The sequence below is a fragment of the Nitrospinota bacterium genome, from assembly GCA_016235255.1.
Lineage (GTDB): Bacteria > Nitrospinota_A > UBA7883 > UBA7883 > JACRLM01 > JACRLM01.
Window position 1 is genome coordinate 1 of sequence record JACRLM010000099.1, and the last position, 24324, is coordinate 24324.

30 protein-coding genes are annotated in these 24324 nt (G+C 56.2%); 25 read left to right on the forward strand and 5 right to left on the reverse strand.

Going from position 1 to position 24324, the window contains the following annotated elements; genetic code table 11:
* Nucleotides 1–573 precede the first annotated feature (573 nt).
* The 11 genes from HZB29_12835 to HZB29_12885 all read left to right on the forward strand — a co-directional run bounded on the left by HZB29_12835 (nucleotide 574) and on the right by HZB29_12885 (nucleotide 8259).
* On the forward strand, nucleotides 574–1134 hold the full coding sequence (locus HZB29_12835) for a hypothetical protein (protein MBI5816484.1): 561 nt from the start codon (nucleotides 574–576) through the stop codon (nucleotides 1132–1134).
* 30 nt (nucleotides 1135–1164) lie between these two features.
* Nucleotides 1165–1680, forward strand: a complete 516-nt coding sequence (locus tag HZB29_12840) for a hypothetical protein (GenBank protein MBI5816485.1) — start codon at nucleotides 1165–1167, stop codon at nucleotides 1678–1680.
* A gap of 154 nt (nucleotides 1681–1834) precedes the next feature.
* A complete protein-coding gene (locus HZB29_12845; protein ID MBI5816486.1) occupies nucleotides 1835–2056 on the forward strand; it encodes a hypothetical protein in 222 nt (73 codons plus the stop codon).
* 1 nt (nucleotide 2057) lies between these two features.
* Complete coding sequence (locus HZB29_12850) at nucleotides 2058–2399, forward strand: type II toxin-antitoxin system PemK/MazF family toxin (GenBank protein ID MBI5816487.1); 342 nt, start codon at nucleotides 2058–2060, stop codon at nucleotides 2397–2399.
* A gap of 126 nt (nucleotides 2400–2525) precedes the next feature.
* Nucleotides 2526–4421 (forward strand): PAS domain S-box protein, encoded by a 1896-nt coding sequence (locus HZB29_12855; protein ID MBI5816488.1) that lies wholly within the window; start codon nucleotides 2526–2528, stop codon nucleotides 4419–4421.
* A 269-nt stretch (nucleotides 4422–4690) separates the two neighbouring features.
* Nucleotides 4691–5542 carry a response regulator gene (locus HZB29_12860; protein ID MBI5816489.1) on the forward strand — a complete coding sequence of 284 codons (852 nt, stop codon included), beginning with the start codon at nucleotides 4691–4693 and terminating at the stop codon, nucleotides 5540–5542.
* 113 nt (nucleotides 5543–5655) lie between these two features.
* Nucleotides 5656–5991, forward strand: coding sequence for an STAS domain-containing protein (locus HZB29_12865; GenBank protein ID MBI5816490.1), 336 nt, complete (start codon nucleotides 5656–5658; stop codon nucleotides 5989–5991).
* Between the two features lie 227 nt (nucleotides 5992–6218).
* On the forward strand, nucleotides 6219–6479 hold the full coding sequence (locus HZB29_12870) for a BrnT family toxin (protein ID MBI5816491.1): 261 nt from the start codon (nucleotides 6219–6221) through the stop codon (nucleotides 6477–6479).
* Nucleotides 6436–6759 carry a BrnA antitoxin family protein gene (locus tag HZB29_12875; protein MBI5816492.1) on the forward strand — a complete coding sequence of 108 codons (324 nt, stop codon included), beginning with the start codon at nucleotides 6436–6438 and terminating at the stop codon, nucleotides 6757–6759. Before HZB29_12870 ends, HZB29_12875 begins: the two co-directional genes overlap by 44 nt.
* Nucleotides 6760–6784: 25 nt before the next feature.
* Nucleotides 6785–7546, forward strand: coding sequence for a hypothetical protein (locus HZB29_12880; GenBank protein ID MBI5816493.1), 762 nt, complete (start codon nucleotides 6785–6787; stop codon nucleotides 7544–7546).
* A gap of 68 nt (nucleotides 7547–7614) precedes the next feature.
* Nucleotides 7615–8259 carry a Fic family protein gene (locus HZB29_12885; GenBank protein MBI5816494.1) on the forward strand — a complete coding sequence of 215 codons (645 nt, stop codon included), beginning with the start codon at nucleotides 7615–7617 and terminating at the stop codon, nucleotides 8257–8259.
* An 85-nt stretch (nucleotides 8260–8344) separates the two neighbouring features.
* Here HZB29_12885 and HZB29_12890 read toward each other — a convergent pair whose 3' ends face one another.
* Complete coding sequence (locus HZB29_12890) at nucleotides 8345–8605, reverse strand: hypothetical protein (GenBank protein MBI5816495.1); 261 nt, start codon at nucleotides 8603–8605, stop codon at nucleotides 8345–8347.
* Between the two features lie 19 nt (nucleotides 8606–8624).
* On the opposite strand from HZB29_12890, the gene polA reads away from it, so the two are divergent.
* The 7 genes from polA (at nucleotide 8625) to HZB29_12925 (ending at nucleotide 15792) form a co-directional block, all read left to right on the forward strand.
* Nucleotides 8625–11297, forward strand: coding sequence for a DNA polymerase I (gene polA / locus HZB29_12895; GenBank protein MBI5816496.1), 2673 nt, complete (start codon nucleotides 8625–8627; stop codon nucleotides 11295–11297).
* A 142-nt stretch (nucleotides 11298–11439) separates the two neighbouring features.
* Nucleotides 11440–11691 (forward strand): type II toxin-antitoxin system HicA family toxin, encoded by a 252-nt coding sequence (locus tag HZB29_12900; GenBank protein ID MBI5816497.1) that lies wholly within the window; start codon nucleotides 11440–11442, stop codon nucleotides 11689–11691.
* Nucleotides 11688–12104, forward strand: a complete 417-nt coding sequence (locus HZB29_12905) for a type II toxin-antitoxin system HicB family antitoxin (GenBank protein ID MBI5816498.1) — start codon at nucleotides 11688–11690, stop codon at nucleotides 12102–12104. The genes HZB29_12900 and HZB29_12905 overlap by 4 nt, the downstream gene beginning before the upstream one ends.
* 61 nt (nucleotides 12105–12165) lie before the next feature.
* Entirely contained in the window at nucleotides 12166–12462 is a 297-nt protein-coding gene (locus tag HZB29_12910) for a type II toxin-antitoxin system HigB family toxin (protein ID MBI5816499.1), read from the forward strand.
* Nucleotides 12463–12464: 2 nt separating this feature from the next.
* On the forward strand, nucleotides 12465–12881 hold the full coding sequence (locus tag HZB29_12915; protein ID MBI5816500.1) for a transcriptional regulator: 417 nt from the start codon (nucleotides 12465–12467) through the stop codon (nucleotides 12879–12881).
* Between the two features lie 139 nt (nucleotides 12882–13020).
* Nucleotides 13021–14211, forward strand: a complete 1191-nt coding sequence (locus tag HZB29_12920; protein ID MBI5816501.1) for a nitronate monooxygenase — start codon at nucleotides 13021–13023, stop codon at nucleotides 14209–14211.
* A gap of 177 nt (nucleotides 14212–14388) precedes the next feature.
* Complete coding sequence (locus tag HZB29_12925) at nucleotides 14389–15792, forward strand: polymer-forming cytoskeletal protein (GenBank protein ID MBI5816502.1); 1404 nt, start codon at nucleotides 14389–14391, stop codon at nucleotides 15790–15792.
* Nucleotides 15793–15846: 54 nt separating this feature from the next.
* On the opposite strand, the gene HZB29_12930 is transcribed toward HZB29_12925, so the two are convergent.
* The 4 genes from HZB29_12930 to mobB are packed head-to-tail and all read right to left on the reverse strand — an operon-like array spanning nucleotide 15847 to nucleotide 17773.
* Nucleotides 15847–16554 carry a hypothetical protein gene (locus HZB29_12930; GenBank protein MBI5816503.1) on the reverse strand — a complete coding sequence of 236 codons (708 nt, stop codon included), beginning with the start codon at nucleotides 16552–16554 and terminating at the stop codon, nucleotides 15847–15849.
* Nucleotides 16555–16589: 35 nt separating this feature from the next.
* A complete protein-coding gene (gene moaC, locus HZB29_12935) occupies nucleotides 16590–17087 on the reverse strand; it encodes a cyclic pyranopterin monophosphate synthase MoaC (protein MBI5816504.1) in 498 nt (165 codons plus the stop codon).
* 11 nt (nucleotides 17088–17098) lie between these two features.
* Nucleotides 17099–17254, reverse strand: a complete 156-nt coding sequence (gene tatA / locus HZB29_12940) for a twin-arginine translocase TatA/TatE family subunit (protein ID MBI5816505.1) — start codon at nucleotides 17252–17254, stop codon at nucleotides 17099–17101.
* 3 nt (nucleotides 17255–17257) lie between these two features.
* Complete coding sequence (mobB, locus tag HZB29_12945) at nucleotides 17258–17773, reverse strand: molybdopterin-guanine dinucleotide biosynthesis protein B (GenBank protein ID MBI5816506.1); 516 nt, start codon at nucleotides 17771–17773, stop codon at nucleotides 17258–17260.
* A gap of 163 nt (nucleotides 17774–17936) precedes the next feature.
* Here mobB and HZB29_12950 point away from each other — a divergent pair, with 163 nt between their 5' ends.
* The 7 genes from HZB29_12950 (at nucleotide 17937) to HZB29_12980 (ending at nucleotide 24242) form a co-directional block, all read left to right on the forward strand.
* Nucleotides 17937–18314 (forward strand): type II toxin-antitoxin system RelE/ParE family toxin, encoded by a 378-nt coding sequence (locus HZB29_12950; GenBank protein MBI5816507.1) that lies wholly within the window; start codon nucleotides 17937–17939, stop codon nucleotides 18312–18314.
* Entirely contained in the window at nucleotides 18304–18627 is a 324-nt protein-coding gene (locus tag HZB29_12955) for a helix-turn-helix domain-containing protein (GenBank protein ID MBI5816508.1), read from the forward strand. The genes HZB29_12950 and HZB29_12955 overlap by 11 nt, the downstream gene beginning before the upstream one ends.
* Before the next feature lie 521 nt (nucleotides 18628–19148).
* A complete protein-coding gene (locus tag HZB29_12960; GenBank protein MBI5816509.1) occupies nucleotides 19149–20105 on the forward strand; it encodes a glycosyltransferase family 2 protein in 957 nt (318 codons plus the stop codon).
* 34 nt (nucleotides 20106–20139) lie between these two features.
* Nucleotides 20140–21402, forward strand: a complete 1263-nt coding sequence (locus HZB29_12965) for an oligosaccharide flippase family protein (protein MBI5816510.1) — start codon at nucleotides 20140–20142, stop codon at nucleotides 21400–21402.
* On the forward strand, nucleotides 21380–21910 hold the full coding sequence (locus HZB29_12970) for a methyltransferase domain-containing protein (protein ID MBI5816511.1): 531 nt from the start codon (nucleotides 21380–21382) through the stop codon (nucleotides 21908–21910). Before HZB29_12965 ends, HZB29_12970 begins: the two co-directional genes overlap by 23 nt.
* Nucleotides 21911–22023: 113 nt before the next feature.
* Nucleotides 22024–23151, forward strand: coding sequence for a glycosyltransferase family 4 protein (locus HZB29_12975; GenBank protein ID MBI5816512.1), 1128 nt, complete (start codon nucleotides 22024–22026; stop codon nucleotides 23149–23151).
* A 38-nt stretch (nucleotides 23152–23189) separates the two neighbouring features.
* Nucleotides 23190–24242 carry an exo-alpha-sialidase gene (locus tag HZB29_12980; GenBank protein ID MBI5816513.1) on the forward strand — a complete coding sequence of 351 codons (1053 nt, stop codon included), beginning with the start codon at nucleotides 23190–23192 and terminating at the stop codon, nucleotides 24240–24242.
* Nucleotides 24243–24324 lie beyond the last annotated feature (82 nt).

A 24324-nucleotide genomic window follows, 5' to 3' on the forward strand; every position in this document is an offset into this window, starting at 1 on the left:
AGCACCGCCTTTGCTCGACAACGGCGTCTGAAAACCCCAACTGCCCCGATTTACGGTTCATTTCGCCTCCAGCTATATATTGTATTACTATTGGTAATATAATATAGCATCATAAAAGCAATTATGCAAAGCTTTCCTTGATAAGGCGGGGTGGCGAAGGTGAAACCTGAGCCGGGGCGGTTCTTCGAAAAGTGCGGTGTGGTTAGCAATTCGCTTTACGCTCCCACCCCCCCCTGGCAGGGGGAGAAACAACGTTGCTACAAGGATTCGTTTCAGGACATATGACCATTTGTAATGTCCTATATCGGGACACCAATGCCTGGCCTTTGATAAAAATGGAATTACTGCTGGAAAGCTGACCGCGCTTATCTGTATTATATTCAATATGATATAGCCTTTATAATTATTACCCAATAGCCTGATTCCATATGGCATACAAGATGCTATGTACCCTCAAGAGGTTGAATGCAACAAGGCTTGAGTTGGAGGGGATTCCAGATTCCGTTTAAAGTGGCGCTTAAAACAAGGCGCCTTGGTTTATTCATATCAAATCATTTAGTCAGGAGGTTTTACATGAAGAGGGTTCTTTCACGCATCGCTTTGGCGGCTCTGCTTGCCATCGCCCCCGCGGCTATCTATGCCTGCGGTTCGTCTTCGACCGGTTCCTCGTCATCCGGCGAGTCTTCCAGCTCCGGCGGCGAGACTTCGTCGTCTGGCGGCACTTCCGGTGATACCGCATCTTCCGGCGGCACGTCTGGCGAGACCACGTCATCCGGCGGTACTTCCGGTGACACAACTTCATCCGGCGGCGCTACCACCACGCCTGAGCCCACACCGGCGCCGACACCGGCTCCCGCCGCCACCACTTATTCGGGCATTGTTTACACCAACACCCAGTTCACCACCCCAGCCGCCGGCGTTTCCGTTGTGATCAACGACGCTTCCGGCGCGATCACCCTGACCACCGGGGCCGACGGCACGTTCTCCACAACCCAGGGCAATCCCTCGGCCGGTTACACGTCGCAGATCGGCAATTTCCGGATGATCACCTCCGCCACCGACGGCAACTGCGGTTCCTGTCACGGCGGGACCACCGGGGCAGTCCCGACGAACAAGATTTACGCCGGATTTTAATGGCGTGAACGCGGGCGGCAACGCCCGTTAATGATATACTCGGCTCCCGGCGGGACGAACGCCGGGAGTTTTTTTGTCATTATTTTCGAGGGGGACACAGTGATAATTGACAAATGCGCTTCAAATAAAACCGGCTGGATCGCCGGAATGCTTGTTATCATCGCCGCCTTTTCCCTTTACGCCTGTGGTGAGGAATTGGAGGGGGGGAGCATTGGCGAAAGCGGCTCTGGCAAATACACCCACAATACCGGACAGAACTGCATGGGGTGCCACTCGGCCACATACGCCGGGACGGTCTATTCGAGCATAAGCGGCTCTCCTTCGCCCAACGCGGTGGTGGTGATCACCCAGAACGACGGCGCGACGCTCAATATCACCGCCGACAACAGCGGCAACTTCTATACCCAGAGCGGATCGCCGTCCGGCGGCTATTCCGCCACAGTGCAGGGGAACACCACCGGCATGGCCACAAATCCCTCCACCGGGGCATGCTCCACCGGCGGCTGCCACGATAACGTGACCAACGCGGTGGTGTACCAGAACTGATTTGTTTACGCGGCGCCTGTCATCCCGGCCGTGATCCCGGATAGCCGGGGACGGCCTCCGGGATGACAATGCGCGCGCGCCAACCTTGCTTGAAACGCTTCCATAATTATTATATAATATACAATTATATAATATATAAACATGTGGTGTTGCCATGAAAACCATGAGCGTCAGCATTGACGAAGGCCTCTATAAACAGTTGAAGCAGGCCGCCGGACAGAGGGGGATGAGCGGATTCATCACCGAGGCGGTGCGGGAAAAGCTTGGCGGGAAGCAAAAGTCGCTGCTGGACGAGTACAAAGCGGCCAGCCGGGATCATAAGCGCAAAGCGGTGGAGAAGGACTGGGCCGCCATTGAGACGGAAGGGTGGGATTGACTTGAGCGGCAAAGGACCGGAGCGGGGGGACGTTTTCTGGGTCAGGCTTGATCCCACCGCGGGTACGGAGGTAAAAAAAACCAGACCGGGGATCATCGTGTCCAACAACGCCCAGAATGCCGCCGGTTCCCGGGTGATAATGGCTCCGGTGACATCAAGTATCGGCAAGGTCTATTCTTTCGAGACCCGCGTAGCCATAGGCGGCAAGCCGGGCAAGGCTATGCTCGACCAGATACGGGCCGTGGACAAAATCAGGCTGGCCGGCTATATCGGCCGGGTGACGCCTGATGAAATGCGCGCCATGGAAGAAGCGCTAAAGCTTGTTCTGGACTTGACAGTTTGAATGTTGGATCGCCCCAACTCCGGCGTTAAGGTCCATCCTTCCAAATATTCCTCCCTCTCCATTGGATACGAGGCTTGCGAAAGGTTACAATGAGACGGGAATCTGATTGCGCAAGGGGAAATAAAGGTGACTGACGACTCCATCGGAAACAGCGAGGGGGACGACACCGGCCAGTGCAACAAGAGCCGGGAGGACTGGTACCGCCTGATCTTCGACAGCGACGAGGATCCCATGTTCGTCTTCCCACTGGGCGAGAATGGCGTCTTCGGCGATTTCGTGGACGTGAACGACGCCGCGTTGCGCAAGCTGGGATATTCCCGCGAGGCCATGCTTCAAATGTCCATTTCCACCCTGATCGGCGAGGAGGTGACCGGCGCGCTTGAGAACCTAGCCGAAAGACTTTCCGTAAACCGCCGGGCGGACATGGAATGCATACTCAACGGGGCGGACGGCTCCGCCATCGCGGTGGACGCAAGCTTCACCCTGTTCGAGGCCGGAGGCCAGCCCACGGTGCTGGCCGTGGCGCATCCCCAGTCCGGCGCGGACAAAATAGAGAGGGAACTGGACATCGCCGAGCGGCGCATAAGCGCCATCATCAGGACCGTGGGCGAAGGGATCGTGGTGATAGACGGTGAATCGAACATCCTGTACGTCAACCAGGAGCTTTTGAACATTTTCGGCTATAGCATAGAAGAGCTAATCGGCGAATGCGTCCATATCCTCATGCCGGAAAAATACCGCTCCGCCCACTCCGGCGGGATGCAAAGATACCTTGCCGGCGGGCATTCGCATATCATTGGCCGCCGCCTGGAGCTTGAGGGGGTGCGCAAGGACGGTTCTGTTTTCCCATTGGAGATAAGGGTGGAGGAGACCAGGCTTGACGAGCGCAACACGCTGTTCACCGCCGCCATAAGGGACATCTCCGTGCGCAAGGCTGGCGAGGTGGCCCTTCGCGAGGCCAAGGAGCACGCCGAAGAGGCGACAAAACTTAAGGACAAGTTCGTCTCCCTGGTGGCCCATGACCTAAAATCACCGCTGACCTCCATAGTGGGCCTGCTTCGCCTTGTCAACAAGGACATCGGCGGCTCGCTTCCGGTGAAGTACAAGGAAATGCTCTGGCATATCTCCAAAAGCGGCGAACGGATCATCCAGATCATAGACGACCTGCTCAACATCACAAGGCTGTCCACTGGCGCCATAAAGCCGGAGCGGCGTTTTGTGGACGGCGCCGCGCTGGCGGAGGCGGCCATGGAAAGCTTCAAATATATCGCTTCGGAGAAGGGGGTCGGCTTCGTGAACAATGTCACCCCCGGTTTAAGGCTGTACGCTGATCCCGGTCTTTTCGAACATGTGCTGCAGAACCTGATATCCAACGCGATAAAGTTCTCGTCCAGGGGAGGGGCGATTGAAGTGTTCAATCCGCCGGGGCAGGGGACCGCCGTGGCGGTGAAGGACAGCGGGGTGGGAATCGGCGCGGAGATAATTCCAGCCCTGTTCAAGCACGATGTGAAGACCTCCACGGTGGGCACCAACGGCGAAAAAGGGACCGGATTGGGCCTGCCGTACTGCGGCGAGATAATGGACGCCCACGGCGGCTCTATTACTGTGGAGTCCGTCATCGGCGAAGGGAGCGTGTTCTATGTCCGCCTGCCGGAGAAAAGACCGCTTGTGATGATCGTGGAGGACGAGAAGATCGTGCGCAAGGTGTACCGGCGCTACCTGGAAAACATCGGGGCGGAGGTGCTGGAGGCGGCCAACGGCAAGGAGGCGCTGGAGATGCTGGAAAAGATCGAGCCAAACCTTATCATTATGGACATATTCATGCCGGTGATGAGCGGATTCGAGCTTCTCGTCAGGATAAGGGGGGAGGTGAAGACCAAGGCCATACCGGTGATCGTGGTCACCTCCGATTCAAACATGGAGACCCGCGAAAAGGCCTTCCGGCTGGGGGCGGACGATTTCATTTCAAAATTGATGGAGCCGGCCGATTTCATACCCCGTGTGCGGCGGTTTATAATCTGACCATTGACGTATTTCCTTTGTACGGGCACGGCGAGCCGTGCCCCTGCGAGGAGATGATCCCGGATATCCGCAAGCGCATAGTTCGGAGTGTGTTAGCGCATAGCGCGCCACCCCGGACATTCAGCACTTTTCCACCATCACGCTTATTTTTACGCCTCTTTATGCCCCAAACGACACGCCACGTAAAAATGTTGCGCCTGAAAATGTATTTTAATGTATCATTGACAGGTTAAATCCAGGTTCTGGAAACCATCTGGGGGAAAGTACGGTTGAGCGCTGAAGAAAAGGTAAAAACCATCCTGATCGTTGATGACGAAAGGGAAATACTGCGCCTTTTGGAGCGCTTGATAACCCGGGAGGGATACCGCGCCCTTACAGCCTCCTCGGCGATTGACGCCTTCATGCATGTCCAGGAAAACAAAGTCGACCTGGTGATATCCGATATCAGGATGCCCGGCATGGACGGGCTGGAGCTTATCGGCCAGATACACGACCTGGACCCCACGATTCCCGCTATCGTCATTTCCGGATACGGCACGTTTGAGACGGTAATAGACGCGGTCAAGCGCGGCGCCTTTTTCTTCCTGAACAAGCCTTTTGAAAGCCATGACCTTCTGGAGGCGGTGAAAAAGGGGCTTCGGCTCCATCACCTCACCCACGAACCGGGAGACCCTCCGCCGGGGACTCGCCTTTCGCTCAAATTCGAGGTGGAGCCGGATCAGGATTACATTTCCCAGATGAACTACCAGATATCCATCGCCGCCCACAGCATGGGCTTCCCTTATTCCATATACAGCGTAAACCTTCCTTTCATAGCCGACGAGCTTATCGTGATGGCGGAAAAAGCCGCGGCTGGGAAAGAAGGGGACAAAAAGCTGAGCGTGAAAGTGGAGCTTACGAAAGATGCGGCGTACCTTACGGTGGAGTCGCCGTTTCCGGTGTATGATTCCTCCAAGCTCCCCAAGAGCGAGGCGGATTTCGACGTTGCCAACATCGAGTCCGTCAGCCTGATGATGGCCACTTACTTCGCCGAATCGCTGGTTTTCAGCGAGGACATGAAAAAGGCCGAGGCTGTGATCACAAAAAGCCGGGCGGTGTATAAAACCGACGTGATAAGCTGATTTTTCTGGACTGGGGGCGGCGCGGAATATAAAATCCGGCCGATAGGGCGATTTGTGGCCCGTACAGAGGGGAAAGCAGTAAAAAGGGCGATTGTCTAAAGGAGCGACACAAAGTGAAAATAGAGACCCGGAAGACAGAAACGAGCGTGATATTGGACCTGGTCGGCAACATAAGGACCAGCGAGGACTATTCAGAGTTCAAAAAGTCCATAGACGAAGTGATAGACAAAGGCGCGGCCAAGATAATAATGAACTTCGCCGAGGTCCGTTTCATAAACAGCTCCGGCCTTGGGCGCCTTGTGCTTGCCGCGAAGAAGATAAAAGAGAGCAACGGCGTGTTGGGCATAATCAACCTATCCGACGATCTCAAAGAGCTTTTCATGTTCACCCGGCTGGACACAAAGATATCCATATTCAAGAGCGAAGAAGAAGCGGTCAAGGGGATGTGAACCGGGGGGGGGGGGCGGCCGATGGCCGCTCTCCCAACGTTTTTGCAGGATTCCTCCAGCGGGCCGCCCATTCGGGACTTTCCGGCCTTTATTAAGACAAATGGCGGTCAAATGCCGCTAATGCAATTCTAAATACAATGTGCAGTCGCCGCCCCACTTGCGCGGCAAAGTCCATATTGACTTATGGACATATATTGTGTACACAATAGCCATGAGGTATGAGTGGGATGAGCGCAAAAGGCTGGCCAACCTGGAAAACATGGGCTGGACTTTTTCGATGTGGACATCGTTTTCGGCTCGCCTCATGTCGTGGTCCATTCATCCCGGGAATAAATGAAACAAGGCGCCTTGCCATTGGAAGTCTGAATGGCCGCCTTGTGACGGTGATCTATACATTGAGATCGGATGTTGTAAGAATCATTTCTTTCCGGAGAGCGCGCGTTGATGAAAGAGAAGCATATAAAAAGCTACACGGCGGCGGAACTTAAGGCAAGACGCTCCGCCAGCGGAACCGATTATAAGAAGCTGGACTCGTTAAGCGACGAGGATGTGGAGCGGTATGTGGCCGGGGATGAGGACGAACACGGAATTGCCCCCGATTGGACGCAAGCAAAGCTTGTATTGCCGGAACGCAGGCAATCGGTGCATCTCCGGCTTGAAAAGGAGATCATCATCTTTTTCAAGAAACGTGGCAAAGGGCACATTTCACGGATGCAGGCTGTCCTGAAAGCTTATGTGGACGCTCATAGGCCGCATGCCAAACGATAAGGGGCATATTGAGGCGCGGGTAACCATGAGAACCGCCGCGCTTGCGCTAATCCTGTCATCCTTCCTCGCCATATTGTCCGGCTGCGTCACCTATGTGGAGAACATGCGTGCGGCGCCTTCGTTCACCTACGCCTCTGTGGCGGCGGATGGGATGGCCGTCGGCGGGGTGACTTCATCTTTCACCAATCTGGACGCGCGGCGGGGCGCCGAATACTCCAACCTGCTTTATCATTCGTTCATCGAGGAACGCAAGGACATTTACGTGCTGGGCCAGCCTGTCACCGAGGGGATGACAGGCCCGCACCTTCTGCGGCAGGCGCTGGATTCATTCAGGGCCAAAGGATTTGTGGAGAGCGCAACGCTATGGGATATACGCCAGCGGCTGACCGGCGCGCGGTTTTTAATCGTCGCCAGCTTCGCCGGGGACGACACAAGGCGCAACCGGGACCTGACCATAGACAAGACAAAGGACAAGAACGACAAGAACAAGGAAATAGAGGTCCGCAAGGCCAGGTACAACGTCCACAGGAGCGTGACGGTGGACATGGCGATATACGACCTGGCCCTCGGGACAGAAGCCTGGGGCGGGCGGGTGACAAAGTCCCACACGAACACGAAAGAATACTCCCACACGGCGTACAACGGATATTTCCCGGCGTTCGGCCCATTGGCGGACTATGAATTCTCGCATGGTGTAAATTATTACCCGGACTCGCCCCGGCTGGACGATCTGCTCCGCCGCGCCTTCGCCGGATTCGCGGAGAACATGCCCGCGGAGAAGAAATGAGTGTGTACGCCTCGCAAAGTGAATACCATGTTATGCGCTCCAGCATATAAAGCGCATGCGGGAGATTAATGAATAAATCATTTAAATACGACACTTCCAGCTTGGCCGACGCCCAATTCGAGCCAGGATCGCGCGGACAGGTATTGAAAAACCTGCCGGGCATCAAGAAGAAACGCGAGATTGACGGCATTGAGTCGGCGGAACAAGAACGGGTCTTAAATGAGCTTGTCGTCAAGGTCAAAGTAAAACACCGATTTACCGCCAGGGACATAAGCAATATGCACAAGGCATGGCTTGGTTCCATCTATGCGTGGGCGGGCAGCTATCGCAACGTGAACATCGGCAAGGGGGGCTTTTCGTTTGCCGCCGCGCAACACATCCCTCAATTAATGAGGGGGCTGGAAAAAGGTCCACTGAAAAAATATACTCCATGCAATTTCTCCTCAACCGGCGAAGTGGTCAAGGCTCTCGCTGTGGTCCATACGGAATTGGTGCTTATCCATCCGTTCCGCGAGGGGAACGGAAGATTGGCCCGGATTCTGGCGATATTGATGGCTTTGCAGGCAGGATTGCCGCCGCTCGATTTCGCCGGAATAAAAGGCAGGATGCGGCAGGAATATTTTGCGGCTGTGAGGGCGGGAGTCTCCAGAAACTACAGGCCGATGGAACAAGTCTTCAGATCGGTGATAAGGCTGACGCTTAAAAACGCGTAAGGTAACCTTGCCGGACGTGAAACCCGGTGTCCATCAATGGGCTTTGATTCTAAGGGTATTTCCGTTCCGGATGGCCGCGTGAAAACTATTTTTCCAATTTACCGGCTTTGCTGTATGTTGCTTTTACTGCTGTTTTTCGGCCGGTTGATGTCCTGGGAATAATCCGGACACCCTCTATAGCCGAGGAAGAGGCGATGGACTGAAACAGCATCTCCTTGCGCTGGTCAGGATTCCGCAAGTAAGGATTCGCCTTCAAAATAGTTTTGTCTGACATGGCCGTATTATATACCAGAGAACTTGCCAGATGAGCCTTTTTAACCAAATCACCGCCCCCTTCCTCCCTCAAATCTGTTAAATTCTCCCACATGGGAGACAGACCGGTTTTTTACATCATAGACGGCGCGGGATATTTCTATCGCGCCTATTTCGCCATAAAACAGCGGCTGGCCACAGCCTCCGGCCTTCCCACGAACGCGGTTTACGGCTATGCCATGATGCTAAAGAAGATCGTCCGGGAGAAAAATCCGGACTACCTGGTGATCGCCCTGGACAGCCGCGAAAAAACCTTCCGGCACGAAATGTACACCGAGTACAAGGCCCACAGGCCCGAAATGCCGGACGACCTTTCCGCCCAGCTTCCGTACATTGACAGGCTCATCGAGGGCTTTAACATCCCATCCATACGCATGCCCGGCTGGGAGGCGGACGACATCATCGGCACGCTGGCGCAAAAGGGGGCGGCGGCGGGGCTGGAGGTGGTGATCGTCACCTCGGACAAGGACATGACCCAGCTTGTGCGCCCCGGCGTCACCATTTACGACTCGATGAAGGACAGGGTGATCGGTGAGGCGGAGGTGATCGAAAAGTTCGGCGTGCCCCCGGGCAAGGTGGTGGACGTGCTCGGCCTGATGGGGGACACCTCCGACAATATTCCCGGCGTGCCGGGGGTGGGGGAGAAGACCGCCACCGCCCTTGTCCGGCAATACGGTTCCGTGGAGGGTGTGTTAAACGCCGCAGGGAAGACAGGGAAGAAAAAGCTGGACGAGAACCTGAAGGAATACGCGGATCAGGCGCGCCTTTCAAAACAGCTTGCCACCATCGCCTTGGACGCACCATTCGAGTTTGCGCCGGAAAGCTGGAAATACCATGAGCCGGACATTGAAAAGCTGCGCGCGTTGTATGGCGAGCTGGAGTTCACCTCACTTCTAAAGGAGATCGAGCCGGAAAAGCCGAGGCCTAAGCGCGATTACACATGCGTCCTGGATAACGCTGCTTTCGCCGCGATGATAAAGGAGATGGAAGGTTCCGGCGGTTTCGCGGTGGACACGGAGACCACTTCCACAGATCCGATGAGCGCCACTCTCGTTGGCGTGAGCTTTTGCGCGAAAGAGGGTTTTGCGTATTATCTTCCATTGCGGCACAGCTACGATGGAGCGCCGCAACAGCTTGCCTTGGAGCATATAAAACCTGCGCTCAAGACCTTGCTGGAAAACGCAAACATCCCAAAGTACGGCCACAACATCAAGTACGACATGATAGTCCTGGCCAACGAGGGGATATATGTGAATCCCATCGGGATGGACACCATGGCCGCCTCATACCTGCTCAATCCCGGCGGGCGGCATTCGCTTTCCACGGTGTCGGCGGAAAGGCTCGGCGAGAAGATGATCGAATATGCCGAAGTGTGCGGCTCCGGCGCCAAACAGATAACCTTCGACAAGGTGGATGTCCTCCGCGCCACCGAATACTCCGCCGAGGACGCGGACATGACCATGCGGCTGGCTGGATTATTGCGTCCGGAGTTGGAGCGCGAACGGCTTTTAAAGCTGATGGACGAGGTGGAGACGCCGCTGATCCAGGTGCTTATGGACATGGAGATGGAGGGGGTGATGGTGGACTCGGCGGCCCTTGCCGGGCTGTCCGTGACGCTGGGGGACGACATAAAATATTTCGAGGAGAAAATCCGCGCCGCCGCCGGGGAGGATTTCAACCCGAACTCGCCCAAACAGCTTGGCGAACTGCTTTTCGAAAAGTTCAAACTCCCCGGGGCGAAAAAGACCAAGACCGGATATTCCACCGATCAGGACACGCTCGAAGAACTTTCGGCGCTCCATCCGTTGCCGGGGCTGGTGGTGGAATACCGCCAGTTGGCGAAGCTGAAAAGCACATACGTGGACGCGCTGCCCCGGATGATTAACAAACGGACGGGGCGGATACACACATCGTTCAACCAGACTGTGGCGGCGACAGGGCGGCTGTCATCGTCGGACCCGAACCTGCAGAACATACCGATACGCACAGAGGCGGGGAAGAAGATACGCGCGGCGTTCATCGCGCCGGAGGGGAGGGTGATAGTCTCCGCGGACTATTCGCAGATAGAGCTTAGGCTGCTGGCGCATTTTTCGGGCGAGGCGGGATTGATAGAGTCGTTCCGGCATGGGGAGGATGTGCATGCGCGCACGGCGGCGGAGATTTTCGGGGTGGCGCAGGGATTTGTGACCACCGATATGCGGCGCGTGGCGAAGACGGTGAATTTCGGCGTGATCTACGGCCAGACGTCGTTCGGCCTTGCCAGGGAACTGAAGATACCCAAGGGAGAAGCGCAACGGTACATAGACGGATACTTCAAAAGGCTCCCGGCGGTGCGGCGGTATATGGACGAGCTTGTGAATAACGCGAGAAAGACCGGATATGTGGAGACGATCCTTGGGCGGCGCCGCAAACTGCCGGATATCAATTCAACCAACCGCGCCGTGCGCCAGTTCGCCGAGCGCAACGCCGTGAACACCCCCATGCAGGGGAGCGCGGCGGACATCATCAAGCTTGCGATGATCGCGGTCCACAAAGAGCTTGCCGATGGCGAATACGCCTCGCGGATGATTCTGCAGGTGCACGACGAACTAGTGTTCGAATGCCCGGAGAATGAATCGGCGAAACTATGCGCGATGGTGAAGGAAAAGATGGAAGGGGCGGTAACTCTTTCGATCCCGCTGACGGTGGAAGTGAAACAGGGGAAGAACTGGGGCGAGGCGCATTGACCGCCTTTCGCATCGCCGGCATCCTGACGGCAATTCACTTCGTTCCATAGCGGCCTTTCCATGCGCCACAACGCACCGCATAGCAGCTAAATGCACTCCAATATAGCTTGCATTTATCCGGCAATTAGCCCATAATGCCTTTATGAGCGCCAGGGAGAAGCTTGTCCGCCGGATGAAGTCCATCCCGGCCGATTTTACATTCGATGAATTGCCAAGGGTGTTCCAGCGGGCCGGTTTTGAATTGGAGCAACGGGGAGGCTCGCACTGTTATTTTATTAACGCGGCCGGAGACATATTCCACACCTGGCGCACACATGGCCGGGCGGAAAACAGGATGCCCCGAAGCGACGTCCGGGCCGCTGTCAAGTTTTTGGAGCAAAGGAGGTTGATATGAGCGGATTGCTGCTCCACAAGGGGTATAGCGGCACTGTTGAGCCGGACCTGGAGGAGGGAGACCTGCGCGGCGAAGCGCTGTTTATAACCGACGCTCTGACCTACCGTGGCCGCACCATAAAAGAGCTGACAACCGCTTTCCGCTCCACGGTGGACGGATATATGGAACTATGCGCGGAACGGGGAATCGAGCCTAAAAAGCCGTTAAGCGGCACTGTCACCATAAGGATCGGGGAGGAGCTTCACCGCGCCGCCGCTTTGGAAGCGGCCAACACCGGCAAGACCATCAATCAGTTGGTCACAAAGGCTTTGGCCTCCAGCCTGAACGTTCATTTCGAGCAACGATCACGTGGCCGACAGAAACGGGCAGTTACGCCGGAAAATAAGGCCGGGGCCAGACGGCCAAGCGTGTAGCTGATATTGCCTTTCTAAAGTTTTCTTTGACATAAACCGATAGTGTACATATAATGTAGACATGCGGATCATATCCCGGAAAAGTTTAAAAGAATTTTGGGAAAGATACCCGGATGCCGAACCAAGTCTTACAAAATGGTACAAGGTGGCCCAAGGGGCCAAATGGGAGAGCTTGCAGGATGTAAGAATGACGTTTTCCAGCGCGGATATGGTGAAGACGGGTAACGGAAAGAACGTCTTGGTGTTCAACATCGGCGGTAATAACTACCGTCTTATTGCGGCGAAATCCGGGAACATATTATTCATCCTGCATGTCTTGACCCACAAGGAATACGACACAGATAAATGGAAAAGGTAATTATGCAAACACAGGAACTGGTCTTCAAAAAGCTTCCGATAACATACAAAGGGCTGGCGGGCATAATCATGCCAAGGCCGGTACATGACGAAGATGATTATGACGCCATGGTGGAGATGGCGGACTGCCTGGCGGGCCATGACTTGAGCGCCGATCAGGAAGAATACCTGGACGTCATCGCCAGATTTATATCGGACTATGAACAAAAGGCGCATGGGATTGATGATTCGGGTGTTTCACCTTTGGAGATGTTAAAGTTCCTCCTGGAGGAAAACCAGATGAACGGATCCGATCTTGGCCGCCTTTTGGGGTCAAGGACGCTTGGCCCGGCAATCCTTAGTGGAGACCGCCAGTTGAGCAAGGCGCATATCAGGATTCTGGCCGAATATTTCAAGGTGGAGGCCGGTTTGTTTTTATAAGTGAGCCGCGCCGCCTGCCAGCCAATTTAATTTGCCAAAATATTCCAAACCAGTTATTCTACAAGGAAAGCCCGCTATAAAGGACTCTCCATGCAGACCTGCGCCGGCTAAATGAATGAATACAATAAGGTAGTTATAAATGACCCCATCCACCAGCGACACTTTGCGTGACGTGCAGTTGCCACCCCTCACAATCCGCAGCCATCATCCCGATTCCAAAAGGGTGATCACGCTGGAAATGCCGGTGATAAACGGCGGCATGGGAGTGGGCGTCACCGGGCCGGAGCTGGCGGCGGCCATCACAAACGAGGGGGGTGGGGGAGTGCTCACGGGCGTTGCGCTCGGTTATCCTTTCCAGACGATCCTGGGCAAATATCTGGACGAGGATATGTATGAGGCCAACAGGCTGGCGCTTCTGGAATGGATCGCGGACACTAAAAAGAAATGCAACGGCGGATTCGTCGGTGTGAACATAATGGTGGCGGTTCACGATTTCAAGGACTTGGCGTATAACGCGGCCAAGGCTGGGGTGGATTTGATTGTGGCGGGCGCCGGGCTTCCCATGGGGTTGCCGGACATCGTTTCCAAATTCCCGGACACGATGATCGCCCCGATAATATCCTCCGTGAAGGCGGCGCGGGTGATGGTGCGCCGCTGGCTTTCGCGCAACAGGCCGCCGGACGCCATAGTTTACGAGTCGATCCATCATTCCGGCGGGCATCAGGGGGCGGACCTGGCGGAGATAAACGCCGGGGAACACCAGCCGCAGGATGTCATACGCGGAACACGCCAGTTGCTCGACGAAAACGGGCTTCATGACGTTCCGGTGATCGCCGCCGGTGGCGTGTGGGACAAGGCGGACATTCTAAAATACCTTTCCTGGGGCGCGCAGGGGGTGCAGATGTCCTCCCGGTTTCTCATCACCGAAGAGTGCGGCGCTGAATTCGGCGGCATAAAGCTTTTCAAGAAGCTTTATATCGAGAACGCCAAGCCGACCATACTGGAACGCAGCCCGGCGGGCCTGCCGGGAAGGGCCATCGAGACGCCATTTTCCAAGCGGTTCTCATGGGCGAACGCCTTTGTGGAAAACGAGGAGCATGACTGCCCGTCGGCCTGCCTTGCTTCATGCGAGAAAAAGAGCTCCATCTACTGCATATTGAGCCATCTGACCGAAGCTCTGCGGGACAATTACGAGGAAGGGCTTTTCTTCGCCGGGTCCAACGTTGGCAAACCGGGGATTATCAAGGAAATCCTGTCGGTCAAGGAGGTTATGAGCAGGCTTCGCTATGGCGAACCGGCCGCCATCACCGCCTCCGCGGGGGCCATGTAGCTTGTAGCGCCGCCATTCTGGCGGCATGCCGGAGGGACGCTGGCGCTACGGTAAAATTCATCTTTTCCACGCCAGACTATTGAAATCGGCCCGGTTTTCTGGTTTACTTCTACTTTTACGGCGGCCCTGCCGCCTTGTCATGGGGTGTCTGTCTAACCTGGTGGAAAGAAAGAAAATATGAACTTAGGCAAGCTCAACTCGTATTTCGGCGAAGGGACTGTATTAAAGGGCTCACTGAAGTTCAAAGGTGTCCTCAGGTTTGACGGGGACTTCGAGGGGGACATCGCCACGGATGACACTCTCATAATAGGCGAAACAGGGATTGTCAAGGCGACGCTGGGGGTCGGCTCTCTCCATAATTTCGGCAAGGTCAACGGCGACGTGGACGCCAGCAAGAACATATCGCTCCACGCCAACAGCAAGCTTGAGGGGAACATCCGCACACCGTCGCTTATGACGGAGGACATGGCCCGTTTCGAGGGGGCCTGCTCCATGCCTGTGGTGGAACGGCCGGACCATTCCGAGGCGGACATGATAGCCGCGGCCATGTCCGGCCCGGCGCAGACGGTGAATCCGTATGAACTGGTGGGCAAGGAACCGCCGGTGAAGGAGAGCTTCCTTGCCGCGTTCACGTTAAAGCAGAAGGCTTCCGCTGCGGGAGCCGGAGCCTTGTTGATAATCCTGATTATGATATGGGCAGTGTTCGGCGGAGAGAAAAAATCGCCGGAAAAAGCCGCTGAAGAAGCTGCCGTCACTATGGAAAAGACGCAGACGGCCGCCAAACAGGAGATAGTCCCGCAGGATTCAGGCGCGGTGAAGGCCGTTTCTGACAACGACATAGCCAAGCTGAAAAAGGACATCGAGGCCGACGCGAAAAATCCCCATCCACACCAGATCCTGTCCAAAATCTATCTTGGGAAACGTGATTACAAGAACGCCGTGGCCACGCTGGAGCAGGGGGTGGCGGCGATTCCCGGCAACGAGGAGCTTGTGACATTGGCGGGGCAGACCCTGCACAGGAGCGGAAGGGAAAAGGAGGCGCTCAAGTACTTCATCTCCCTGGCCCAGATAAACCCCAACTCCGCCGAGGCCATAAACAACACCGCTTTCCAGAAGATGGAGAGCGGGGCGCTGGACCAGTCGGCGGAACTGTTCCGGAGCGCCCTGGCCAAAGACCCGGCCAATTTCCGTTCCAAGATAGGACTTGCCGCCGTGTACAGCAAGCAGGAGGAGAACGCCAAGGCCATCCAGGAATGCGCGAATATACTCAAGGAGGCGGACGATTACTCCCCGGCGATGAACCGGCTGGCGTGGATATACGCCAAGCAGGGGAACAACCTGAAGGAAGCGCAGACGCTTTCGGAGAAATCCCTGGCGATATATGCGGACATCCCGGAGTATATAGACACACTTTCCGAGGTCAACTTCAAGCTGGGCAATTATAACGAGTCCATAAAGCTGATAAAGCGGGCGATCGAACTTGCGCCGGCGGAGCCGTATTACAAACGGCAGTTGTTCAAGTACCAGCGAACCCAGAAGGGCAAGGCCCAGCCGGCGCCAAAACCCGAACCGGTTATGTAGGCGGGGCAAGCCTGTGGCTTGCCCGCGGGCGACCCACAGGGTCGCCCCTGCAATCTATTTCCCCGGTTTTAACGGCATCAGCTCCAGCACGTCATCAACGCCGATGGCGGCAAGCTGCCCGGCTTTTTTCCACCCCATCCCCCCCCTGAAAAAGGTGCGGTAATCGGTCACATCGGAAAAAAGGTCCTTTTGCGTCTTGTCGAACTTGGCTTTCCAAAGGATCCGGCCGTCCTCTGAATGCACCACGGCGATGGAGAAGGCCACGGACGCCGGTTTTTCCGCCGCCATCTTGCCCCCCGAAAGCTCTTCATAGCGCATGACGGTCCCGATCACCACCGCGTCCATATGCATCGCGCGCCCGGTCTTCGCCGCCAGGTCAGACGAATAGCCGCCGTTTTGCGGCTGGACCTTGCCGAAGGTCTCGATGGTCATGTCCCGTGGAGCGATGGAAAATCCTCTGTTGGCAAGGCCGGTCCTGACCAATTCACCTATTATGTCGCCCGCCCCTTCGGCCACCGGGCCCGCTGTGAACGTCAGCTCCGTAATCCGGCACATGCGCACCTCGCCGGCGGCCTTGGCGGACCTGTCCTCGTAAAAAGGCATGACCGCCACAGAGGTGATCCCCTCCAGGCTGTGGCCGACGCTCTGCTCCGGCGCGGCGGCCCCGCTTTTGCCGCTTTCCATGCTGGCGCACGAAGCTGTCAGCGCAATGACGGCGAGAGCGGCGTACTTCAGGGCGCGCATCAACGTTGAGTGGCGCATATGAAAACCTCCATCCCGTGCGGGATATTAATGTTTCATTTTTCCGGCCTGTGGCCCGGTTTGATATAGTGTCCGCTTTTCCCCCCGGATTTTTCCAGCAGGGAAATGCCCGTTATCTCCATATCTTTCCCGGCGGACTTCACCATGTCGTAAACCGTCAGCGCCGCCACCGACACCGCCATCAGCGCGTCCATCTCCACCCCTGTCTTGCCAACAGTCTCCACCCGGGCCCGGATGAGCACGCTAGAAGATTCCACCTGCGGCGCAAGCTCCAATTCCACGGCATGGATGGGGACAGGGTGGCACAGGGGGATAAGATCGCCTGTTTTTTTCGCCGCCATGATCCCGGCCAGACGGGCTGTGTTGAGCACATCCCCTTTTTTCACCCCGCCTTCCATGATAAGCCGCAGGGTGTCGGGCTTCATCACAACGCGCCCTTCGGCCACGGCCACGCGCAACGTGTCGGTCTTCCCGCCAACGTTGACCATCCTGGCCTCGCCGCGCTCGTTAAAATGGGTCAATGACATGGGCAAAGCCCCCCGTATCAAGAGTCTTCTTTGTCGTCCTTGCCGCTTTTAAGGGATTTGCGGAAGTTTTTTATCCCTTCGCCCAGCCCGGAGCCGATGGCCGGCAGCCTGGTGGCCCCGAAAATTATCACCACTATCGCCAACAGCAGAAGAAGTTTCGGCATACTTATCATGGTTTATTCCTTTACCCTCATCTCCGGCAGGAGCGTGTTTAATATCCACCGCAGGATACCATCCACGTCGTCCCGGTGAAAAACCGGCCTGCCGTCCGCCCCCGTGAATTTCCCGGGATCGCCCACAGTTATATATCCATCGGCGCCTTCGGGAGGCGTTTGCCCGGGATCCGCGAAGACCAGCTTTCTTACCGCTTCGTCCTTGTATCCCTCGATAATCACTATATCAGCTTTTCCCTCGAAATACTTGGCAAGGCTGGCCGGTTTTGGCGGCTCCTGGGTTCTTTCCATGTAGCCGATGAAGTCCTCCGTGGCGATGATGACAGGATTGGCCCCGACCCCTGAAAACCGGGCCGAATCTTTCCCTTCCCTGTCCAGGTCCACCTTGTGGTGGCTGCGTTTGATCGCACCGGCGCGTATCCCTCCGGAGACGAGCCGCGCCAGCAGTTTCTCGATAAGGGAGGTCTTCCCGGAGCCAGAAGGGCCGGAAAACGCGAGGAGGGCCGGTTTTTTGTCCATATAAAAAGTTGTACCTGTAAAAAGCGGGGCGTTCAAGGGAATTCGGAAGGATTATTCACCACAGAGGCGCGGAGAAAGAAATTAATTTATGTTTGTGCCTTCGTGTCTATCGGGTTCATTAATTAACCTGGATATCTAATACACTAAGTGATATACTAATCCGATGAATAGGGTCTTTGTCACACGGCACTTTGCCCGGTGGATAAGCAAAACAGATTTGCCGCGAAAGGCTCTTTTGAAAGCCGTCTGTGAAATGCAGGCGGGGATGATAGACGCCGGCCTTGGCGGCGGCCTGGTCAAAAAACGGGTGGCGCTGCCTGGGCGGGGAAAACGCGGCGGGGCGAGGACAATTGTCGCGACGAACAAGGATGACCGTTGGATATTCATTTTCGGGTTTTCTAAAAACGAGCGGGATAACATCAGCGAAAGTGAATTGGAGGCGTTCAAGATGATCGCTTCCGATTTGATGCGGATGTCAATTATGGAACTTGATCTGGCGAAGAACTCCGGAATATTGGAGGAATTAATTGATGAGACATAGGGCGAAAGCTTCCAGCCGGGGGCTGGAGGCCGCGCACCAGACCGCGTTGGACTTGAGCAAGGCCGGTTTTATAGACAAGCGGCGCATGATGGAATATGACGCGTTATGCTTGGAGCCTGTGCCGGGATATTCCAGCGTCCGGATACGGGCACTGCGGAAGAGGCACAAACTGAGCCAGGCGGTCTTCGCTTCGGTATTGAACACAAGCCTGTCCACGATCCGGCAATGGGAAATCGGCGCCAAGCATCCCAGCGGCCCGTCGCTCAAGCTTCTAAGCCTTCTGGACCGCAAAGGGCTGGAAACGCTGATTTGAAAGAGTGGCGGATTATTCACCACAGAGGCGCGGAGGCGCGGAGAAAGAGAGGAGCATTGGTTCCGGTTGATTACATGGTTTGCTTCACCTGCTTCCCCGTGGTCGCTGACCACGGGTCTTTAGTCCTTGCGTAGCGCCACCGTGCCGGTGGCAATTGCGGCGGGACGCCGGCGTTACTAGATGAACCGTGGTCAGGCGACCACGGGGGAGCGAATAAGATTAATTAACCACAGAGGCACAGAGGCGCAGAGGGGGAGAGAATATAAATGTCCTTATCTTTCTCCGTGCCTCTGCGCCTCCGTGGTTCATCAATTTTCTTTCCTTCAATATTATCAGCCGCCAAGGAATCCGTGGTCAGGCGACCACGGGGAAGCATTTTGTCTCAACATCACAGAGTCCTAATTATCTCCCCTCTGTGTCTCTGTGTCTCTGTGGTTCAATTCTCCCTCTTCGTTTCCCGCCCTTGTTTACCCTCCCCTTATGAAGTAATATTGCACAGTTTGACGTAAATGGATGATTTGATGACCGGTAACAAAGTTCCAAAAATATCCCTCGTTGTCCCCATGTACAACGAGTCTGAAAACGTGGACGCGTTCATGGCGGAGCTGATCCCCGCGCTCGAGAGGATCGGCCCGGATTTCGAGATTATCGCCGTGGACGACGGCTCCACGGACGACGGGGTGGAGAAGCTGGAAAAACTCAGGGAGCGCGACGGGCGGATAAAGATCGTGCAGTTCCGCACCAATTTCGGCCAGACCGCCGCCTTCTCCGCCGGGTTTGACAAGGCCACGGGCGACATCATCATCACAATAGACGCAGACCTGCAGAACGACCCGGCCGACATCCCGGCCATGATCGAAAAACTCAACGAAGGGTACGACATCGTGGCCGGATGGCGTCACGACAGGAAGGACGCTTTCATCAACCGCAAGTTGCCGTCCATGATCGCAAACCGCGTCATCTCCATGACCACCAACGTGCATCTGCACGACTATGGATGCTCGCTGAAGGTGTTCCGGCGGGAGGTGGTGAAGAACATACGGCTATACGGCGAGATGCACAGGTTCATCCCGGCCATCGCGTCGTGGATGGGGGTGAGCGTGGCGGAGATGCGCGTCAACCACAGGCCGCGGGCCGCCGGGGTGTCCAAATACGGCATAGGGCGCACGGTGCGCGTGCTACTCGACCTTATGACGGTGAAGTTCCTGCTCAGCTATTCCACAAGGCCCATACAGATATTCGGCCTGATAGGGCTTGGCTCCGGGCTTATCGGGTTCATCATAGCGGCGTGGGTGAGTTTTCAGCGGCTGTTCATGGACATGCCGCTTTTCAACAGGCCGATCCTGCTGCTGGCGGTGCTGTTGATATTCATCGGCGTCCAGTTCATTTCCATGGGGCTTTTGGCGGAGCTTCAGGCGAGGACCTACCACGAATCGCAAAACAAGCCCACATACGTCATAAAGCGCGTTTGGGACTGATGCGGCGCTCTGGGGTCATTGAAGTGGGCGCGCCATGAGCCAGACCCGCAAAGTGACCCGCAATCTTCTGTTCAAGACCCTCACAGAGGGAGCCGGAAGACTCCTTTCCCTGCTGTTTTACGTGGCCCTCGCCAGATGGCTTGGTGAAGAGCCTTTCGGCGTATATTCCATCCTGTACTCCGTGGCGGCCATCGCCGTGTTCCTGGCCGATCCAGGGCTGAACACCGCGCTTATCCGCCAGGCCCCGCGCGACAAGGAACATCTGGACGAGACGGCGGGAGCCATCCTCGGCTTAAAACTCCTTTTGTCGGCCGGCGTCGTCGGCCTTTGCGTGGGATATGGGGCGCTGGCTGGGTACGACCTGAAAATGGGGGCGCTGATGGCCCTGATGGGGGCGCAGATGGCGGGATTCGCCGTGATGGAATACGCCGGGGCGGTATTCCAGGCGCGCGAGCAGATGCACCTTGAAACATGGGTGATGAGCGCCGGCAAATTCGGAGTAACCATCCTTGCCATCGTCGCCCTTGCGGCAGGGGGCGGGCTGGGGGTGGTGTTGACCGTGATGGCCGTGGCCCAGGGGGTGGCGGCGGCGTGGGCGCTGTACTGGACAGGGCGGCAGGGTGTGAAGCTTACGCTCAGGTTCGATCCGGCGCGGTGGGGGAAGCTTTTGAAGGACTCCGTGCCGCTGGCGGCTGTGACGTTTTTCACCCTGATGTTTTACAGGATAGATATCCCGCTGGCCCCGTTCCTTGGCGTTGGGATGGCGGATGTGGGCTATTATTCGGCGGGAGTGAAGATACTGGACGTATGGCTGGCGGCGCCCACTTTGGCGGTGTCGGCGGTGTTTCCCACCCTGTCGGCCTTCGCGGCGGCGGAGCGGGGGACGTTTGTGAAATGGACCAACAGGCTTCTGATCGCCCTTGGTTTGGCCGGGGCGGTGGGGGCGGGGGTGATATCGGCGTTTTCGGAGGAATTAATCACTTTCATATTCTCCGCCCGGTTTATCCCGGCGGCGGGGCCGCTGTACTGGCTGATGGGGGCGTCGGTGTTCATGTTCGTCCGCCACGGGCTTTTATACGCCCTGATACTGGACGGACGGCAGGGGAGGGCAGTTGGGCTCGCGGCGGCGGCGGTGGGCGTCAACGTGACTTTAAACGCGTTTCTGGCCACAAACTGGGGTATAACAGGCATGGCGGCGGCAAAACTGCTGTCCGACGCGGCACTTATGGCCGGGGCTGGGTACTTTTGGATAATCCGGATGCGGGGCAAAAGTGATGGAAACGCGGCGGTCGCTTGATTTAGGGTGCGGCAGGGCCAAAACACCCGGTTTTGTGGGTGTGGACAAGTTCCGGGACACGCAGGCGGACGTGGTGGCGGACGTGGACGCGCCGCACCTGCCGTTCGCGGACTCGACGTTTGACGAAGTGGCGATGACCGATTCGTTGGAGCACGTGGAAGACGTGGCGGCGGCTGTGACCGAAATTGGCAGGATTTTAAAACCGGGAGGGGAGTTGCGCGTGCGTGTCCCTCACTTCTCGTCACTGCACGCATACAGCGATTTCACCCACAAGCACTTCTTTTCCATGGAAGGGGTGAAGCATCTTGCGGGAGGGTATGGCCAATATGGCCACTATTCCGTGAAAGGCTTTAGAATCAAGAGTATAAGGCTGAATTTGTGGGGCCTGTGGCGTGTCCTCGGGGTGGAATGGCTTGCCAACCGTTTCCCTTTGGCGTACGAAAAGCTTTTTGCGTTCAGTTTTCCGGCCATGAGCATGGAATTTTGTTTGACTATTGAAAATAAATGAGAATAATAAACCTATGGGGCGCCCTTCTTCCCAAGAGGGGCTGATAAAGCAGGCCTTGAGGATGTTTCGATCTAGCCAATGTATTGAAATATATTTATGTTAGGAGAAAATTTTTGAATATCGCGATTGATATTCGCACGATAAACAAGCCTAGATCGGGAGTGGGTTATTATGTCACCAATTTGATACAAAATTTACAGGAAATAGATAAGAATAATCACTACTGCCTCATATCCAACAACGGCGAATACGAGAACACTTTCCGCTCCCAGAGCAATTTCGAGAGCCACAAGACATGGGTCTCCAACGAAAACCACCTTATCGGGGACATTTGGGAGAACGTTTCGCTCCCGCTCCTCCTCAGGAAAAAAGGGGTGAACGTTTTCCACGGCCCGGCGTTCATGATCCCGCTGCTCAAGGGGCATGTCGGCACGGTGGTGACGATACACGACATCGTTTCTTTCCGCATGCCGCACACGATTCCGACAAAATACGCGCTTTACATGCAGTTGCTCATCCGGACCGTCACAAAGCGGGCGGAGATGGTGATCACCGTCTCCGAGTTCAACAAGCGGGAGCTTGTGGAGCTTTTGAACGTGCCGGAAAAGAAGATCAAGGTTGTTCACCACGGCGTCAGCCCGCAGTTCAAGCCAGCCGTCAGCGGAATAGACAAGGGGGCGTTGAAAAGCCGCTTCGGGATAAACAACCGTTATATGCTTTTTGTGAGCAACCTGGAGCCCCGCAAGAACCTTGTCCGGCTTATGCAGGCGTACGACAAGGTGCGTGAAACGCTCAACGGCGAATATCAGCTTGTCATCTGCGGCAAAAAAGGGTGGCTGTACAAGGACATCCTCAAGACATACGAGCAGCTCAAGGGGGAAGGGAACATCATCATCACCAACTACGTCAACGAGGCTGACCTTTTGACGCTGTACCAGAACGCGGACATGTTCGTGTTCCCCACGCTGTACGAAGGCTTTGGATTGCCGGTGCTCGAGGCGATGGCCTGCGGGGCGCCCGTGATAACCTCCAACGTCTCCTCATTGCCGGAGATCGCCGGGGACGCGGCGGAGCTTATAGACCCGCTGAGCGTGGAGGCCATCAGCGGCGCCATGCTAAAACTGGCCGGATCGGCGGACCTGCGGCGGAGCATGCGGGAAAACGGGCTCCGGCAGGCGGCCAAATTCTCCTGGAAAGAGACCGCCAGAAGGACTTTGGAAGTTTACAATTCATTGTCCTGACATTTTTCCAACATTATCACCGGCTTGCGATGCGCTCATTGATCATTACGGCCGCGCTCGTGTTCCTCATCCCGGCCCTTTCATCGGCGGGGCCCGTGTTCTATTCGGACAATGTGTTCCCCCCGAAAAGTTTCGGTCGGCCCCACGGAGCCTCCATGGTGGAGCTGCGTGACGGGAATATCCTGGCATCATGGTTTTCCGCGATAGAGGAGACCCACGGCGACGCGGAAATATTCGGCGCCATACGCGACGCGAAGACAGGACTGTGGGGCGCGCCCTATACGATCATCCCGAAAAGCTACACAAAATCCGTCGGCAACACGGCGCTGTTCCGCGACGATGACGGATTGATCTGGATGTTCTTCGCGGCGGTGCGGTTTGGCGGGTGGAGCGGGGCGATGGTGGACTATGTCACCTCCGCGGACGAAGGGAAAACGTGGAGCGGCGGCAAGACGCTGGTGGCGTGGCCCGGCAACCTGCCAAGGAACCCGCCGGTGAAGGTGGGGGACCATACAATGCTCGTACCGCTTTTCGTCGATTTCTGGTATGAGGCGGGGCTTTCGGGGGCGTACACGGCGCTGCTCAAATACAAGAACGGCCAGGTGACGGAGAAGACGTACGCAAAACTCGACGACCCGGATTCCATCCAGCCTGCGCTCATAAAACTTCCGGACGGGCGGATACTCATGCTCACCAGGGACAAGACCGACCGTTTCATCCGCAAATCATATTCAACCGACGGCGGCAAAAGCTGGGGGCCTGTGGAGATGACGGAGCTGCCCAATCCCGGCTCTGGCATCTGCGCCATGTACATCGAGGAGATGGAGGCGGTGGTTGTGGCGTACAACCATTCGAGAAAGGGGCGCAATCCGCTTTCGCTGGCGATGTCGTTCGACGGGGGCAAAACGTTCCGGCGCGTTGTGGACCTGGAATCACGCCCCGGCGATCCGAAGGCCTCGTTCGATTATCCTGCCATCCTGCGCACAAGGGACGGATTGATCCACCTGATATGGACCCACGACGACAGGGCGACGGTGAAACACGCCATGTTCAACGTGGAATGGCTCAAGGAGAAGGCGGGGAAGCGATAGGAAATTTACCACAGAGGCGCGGAGGCGCGGAGGAAAACAGGATTGATTGATTCGGTTAGCGTCTGTGCTTCCTTTGCCAGGC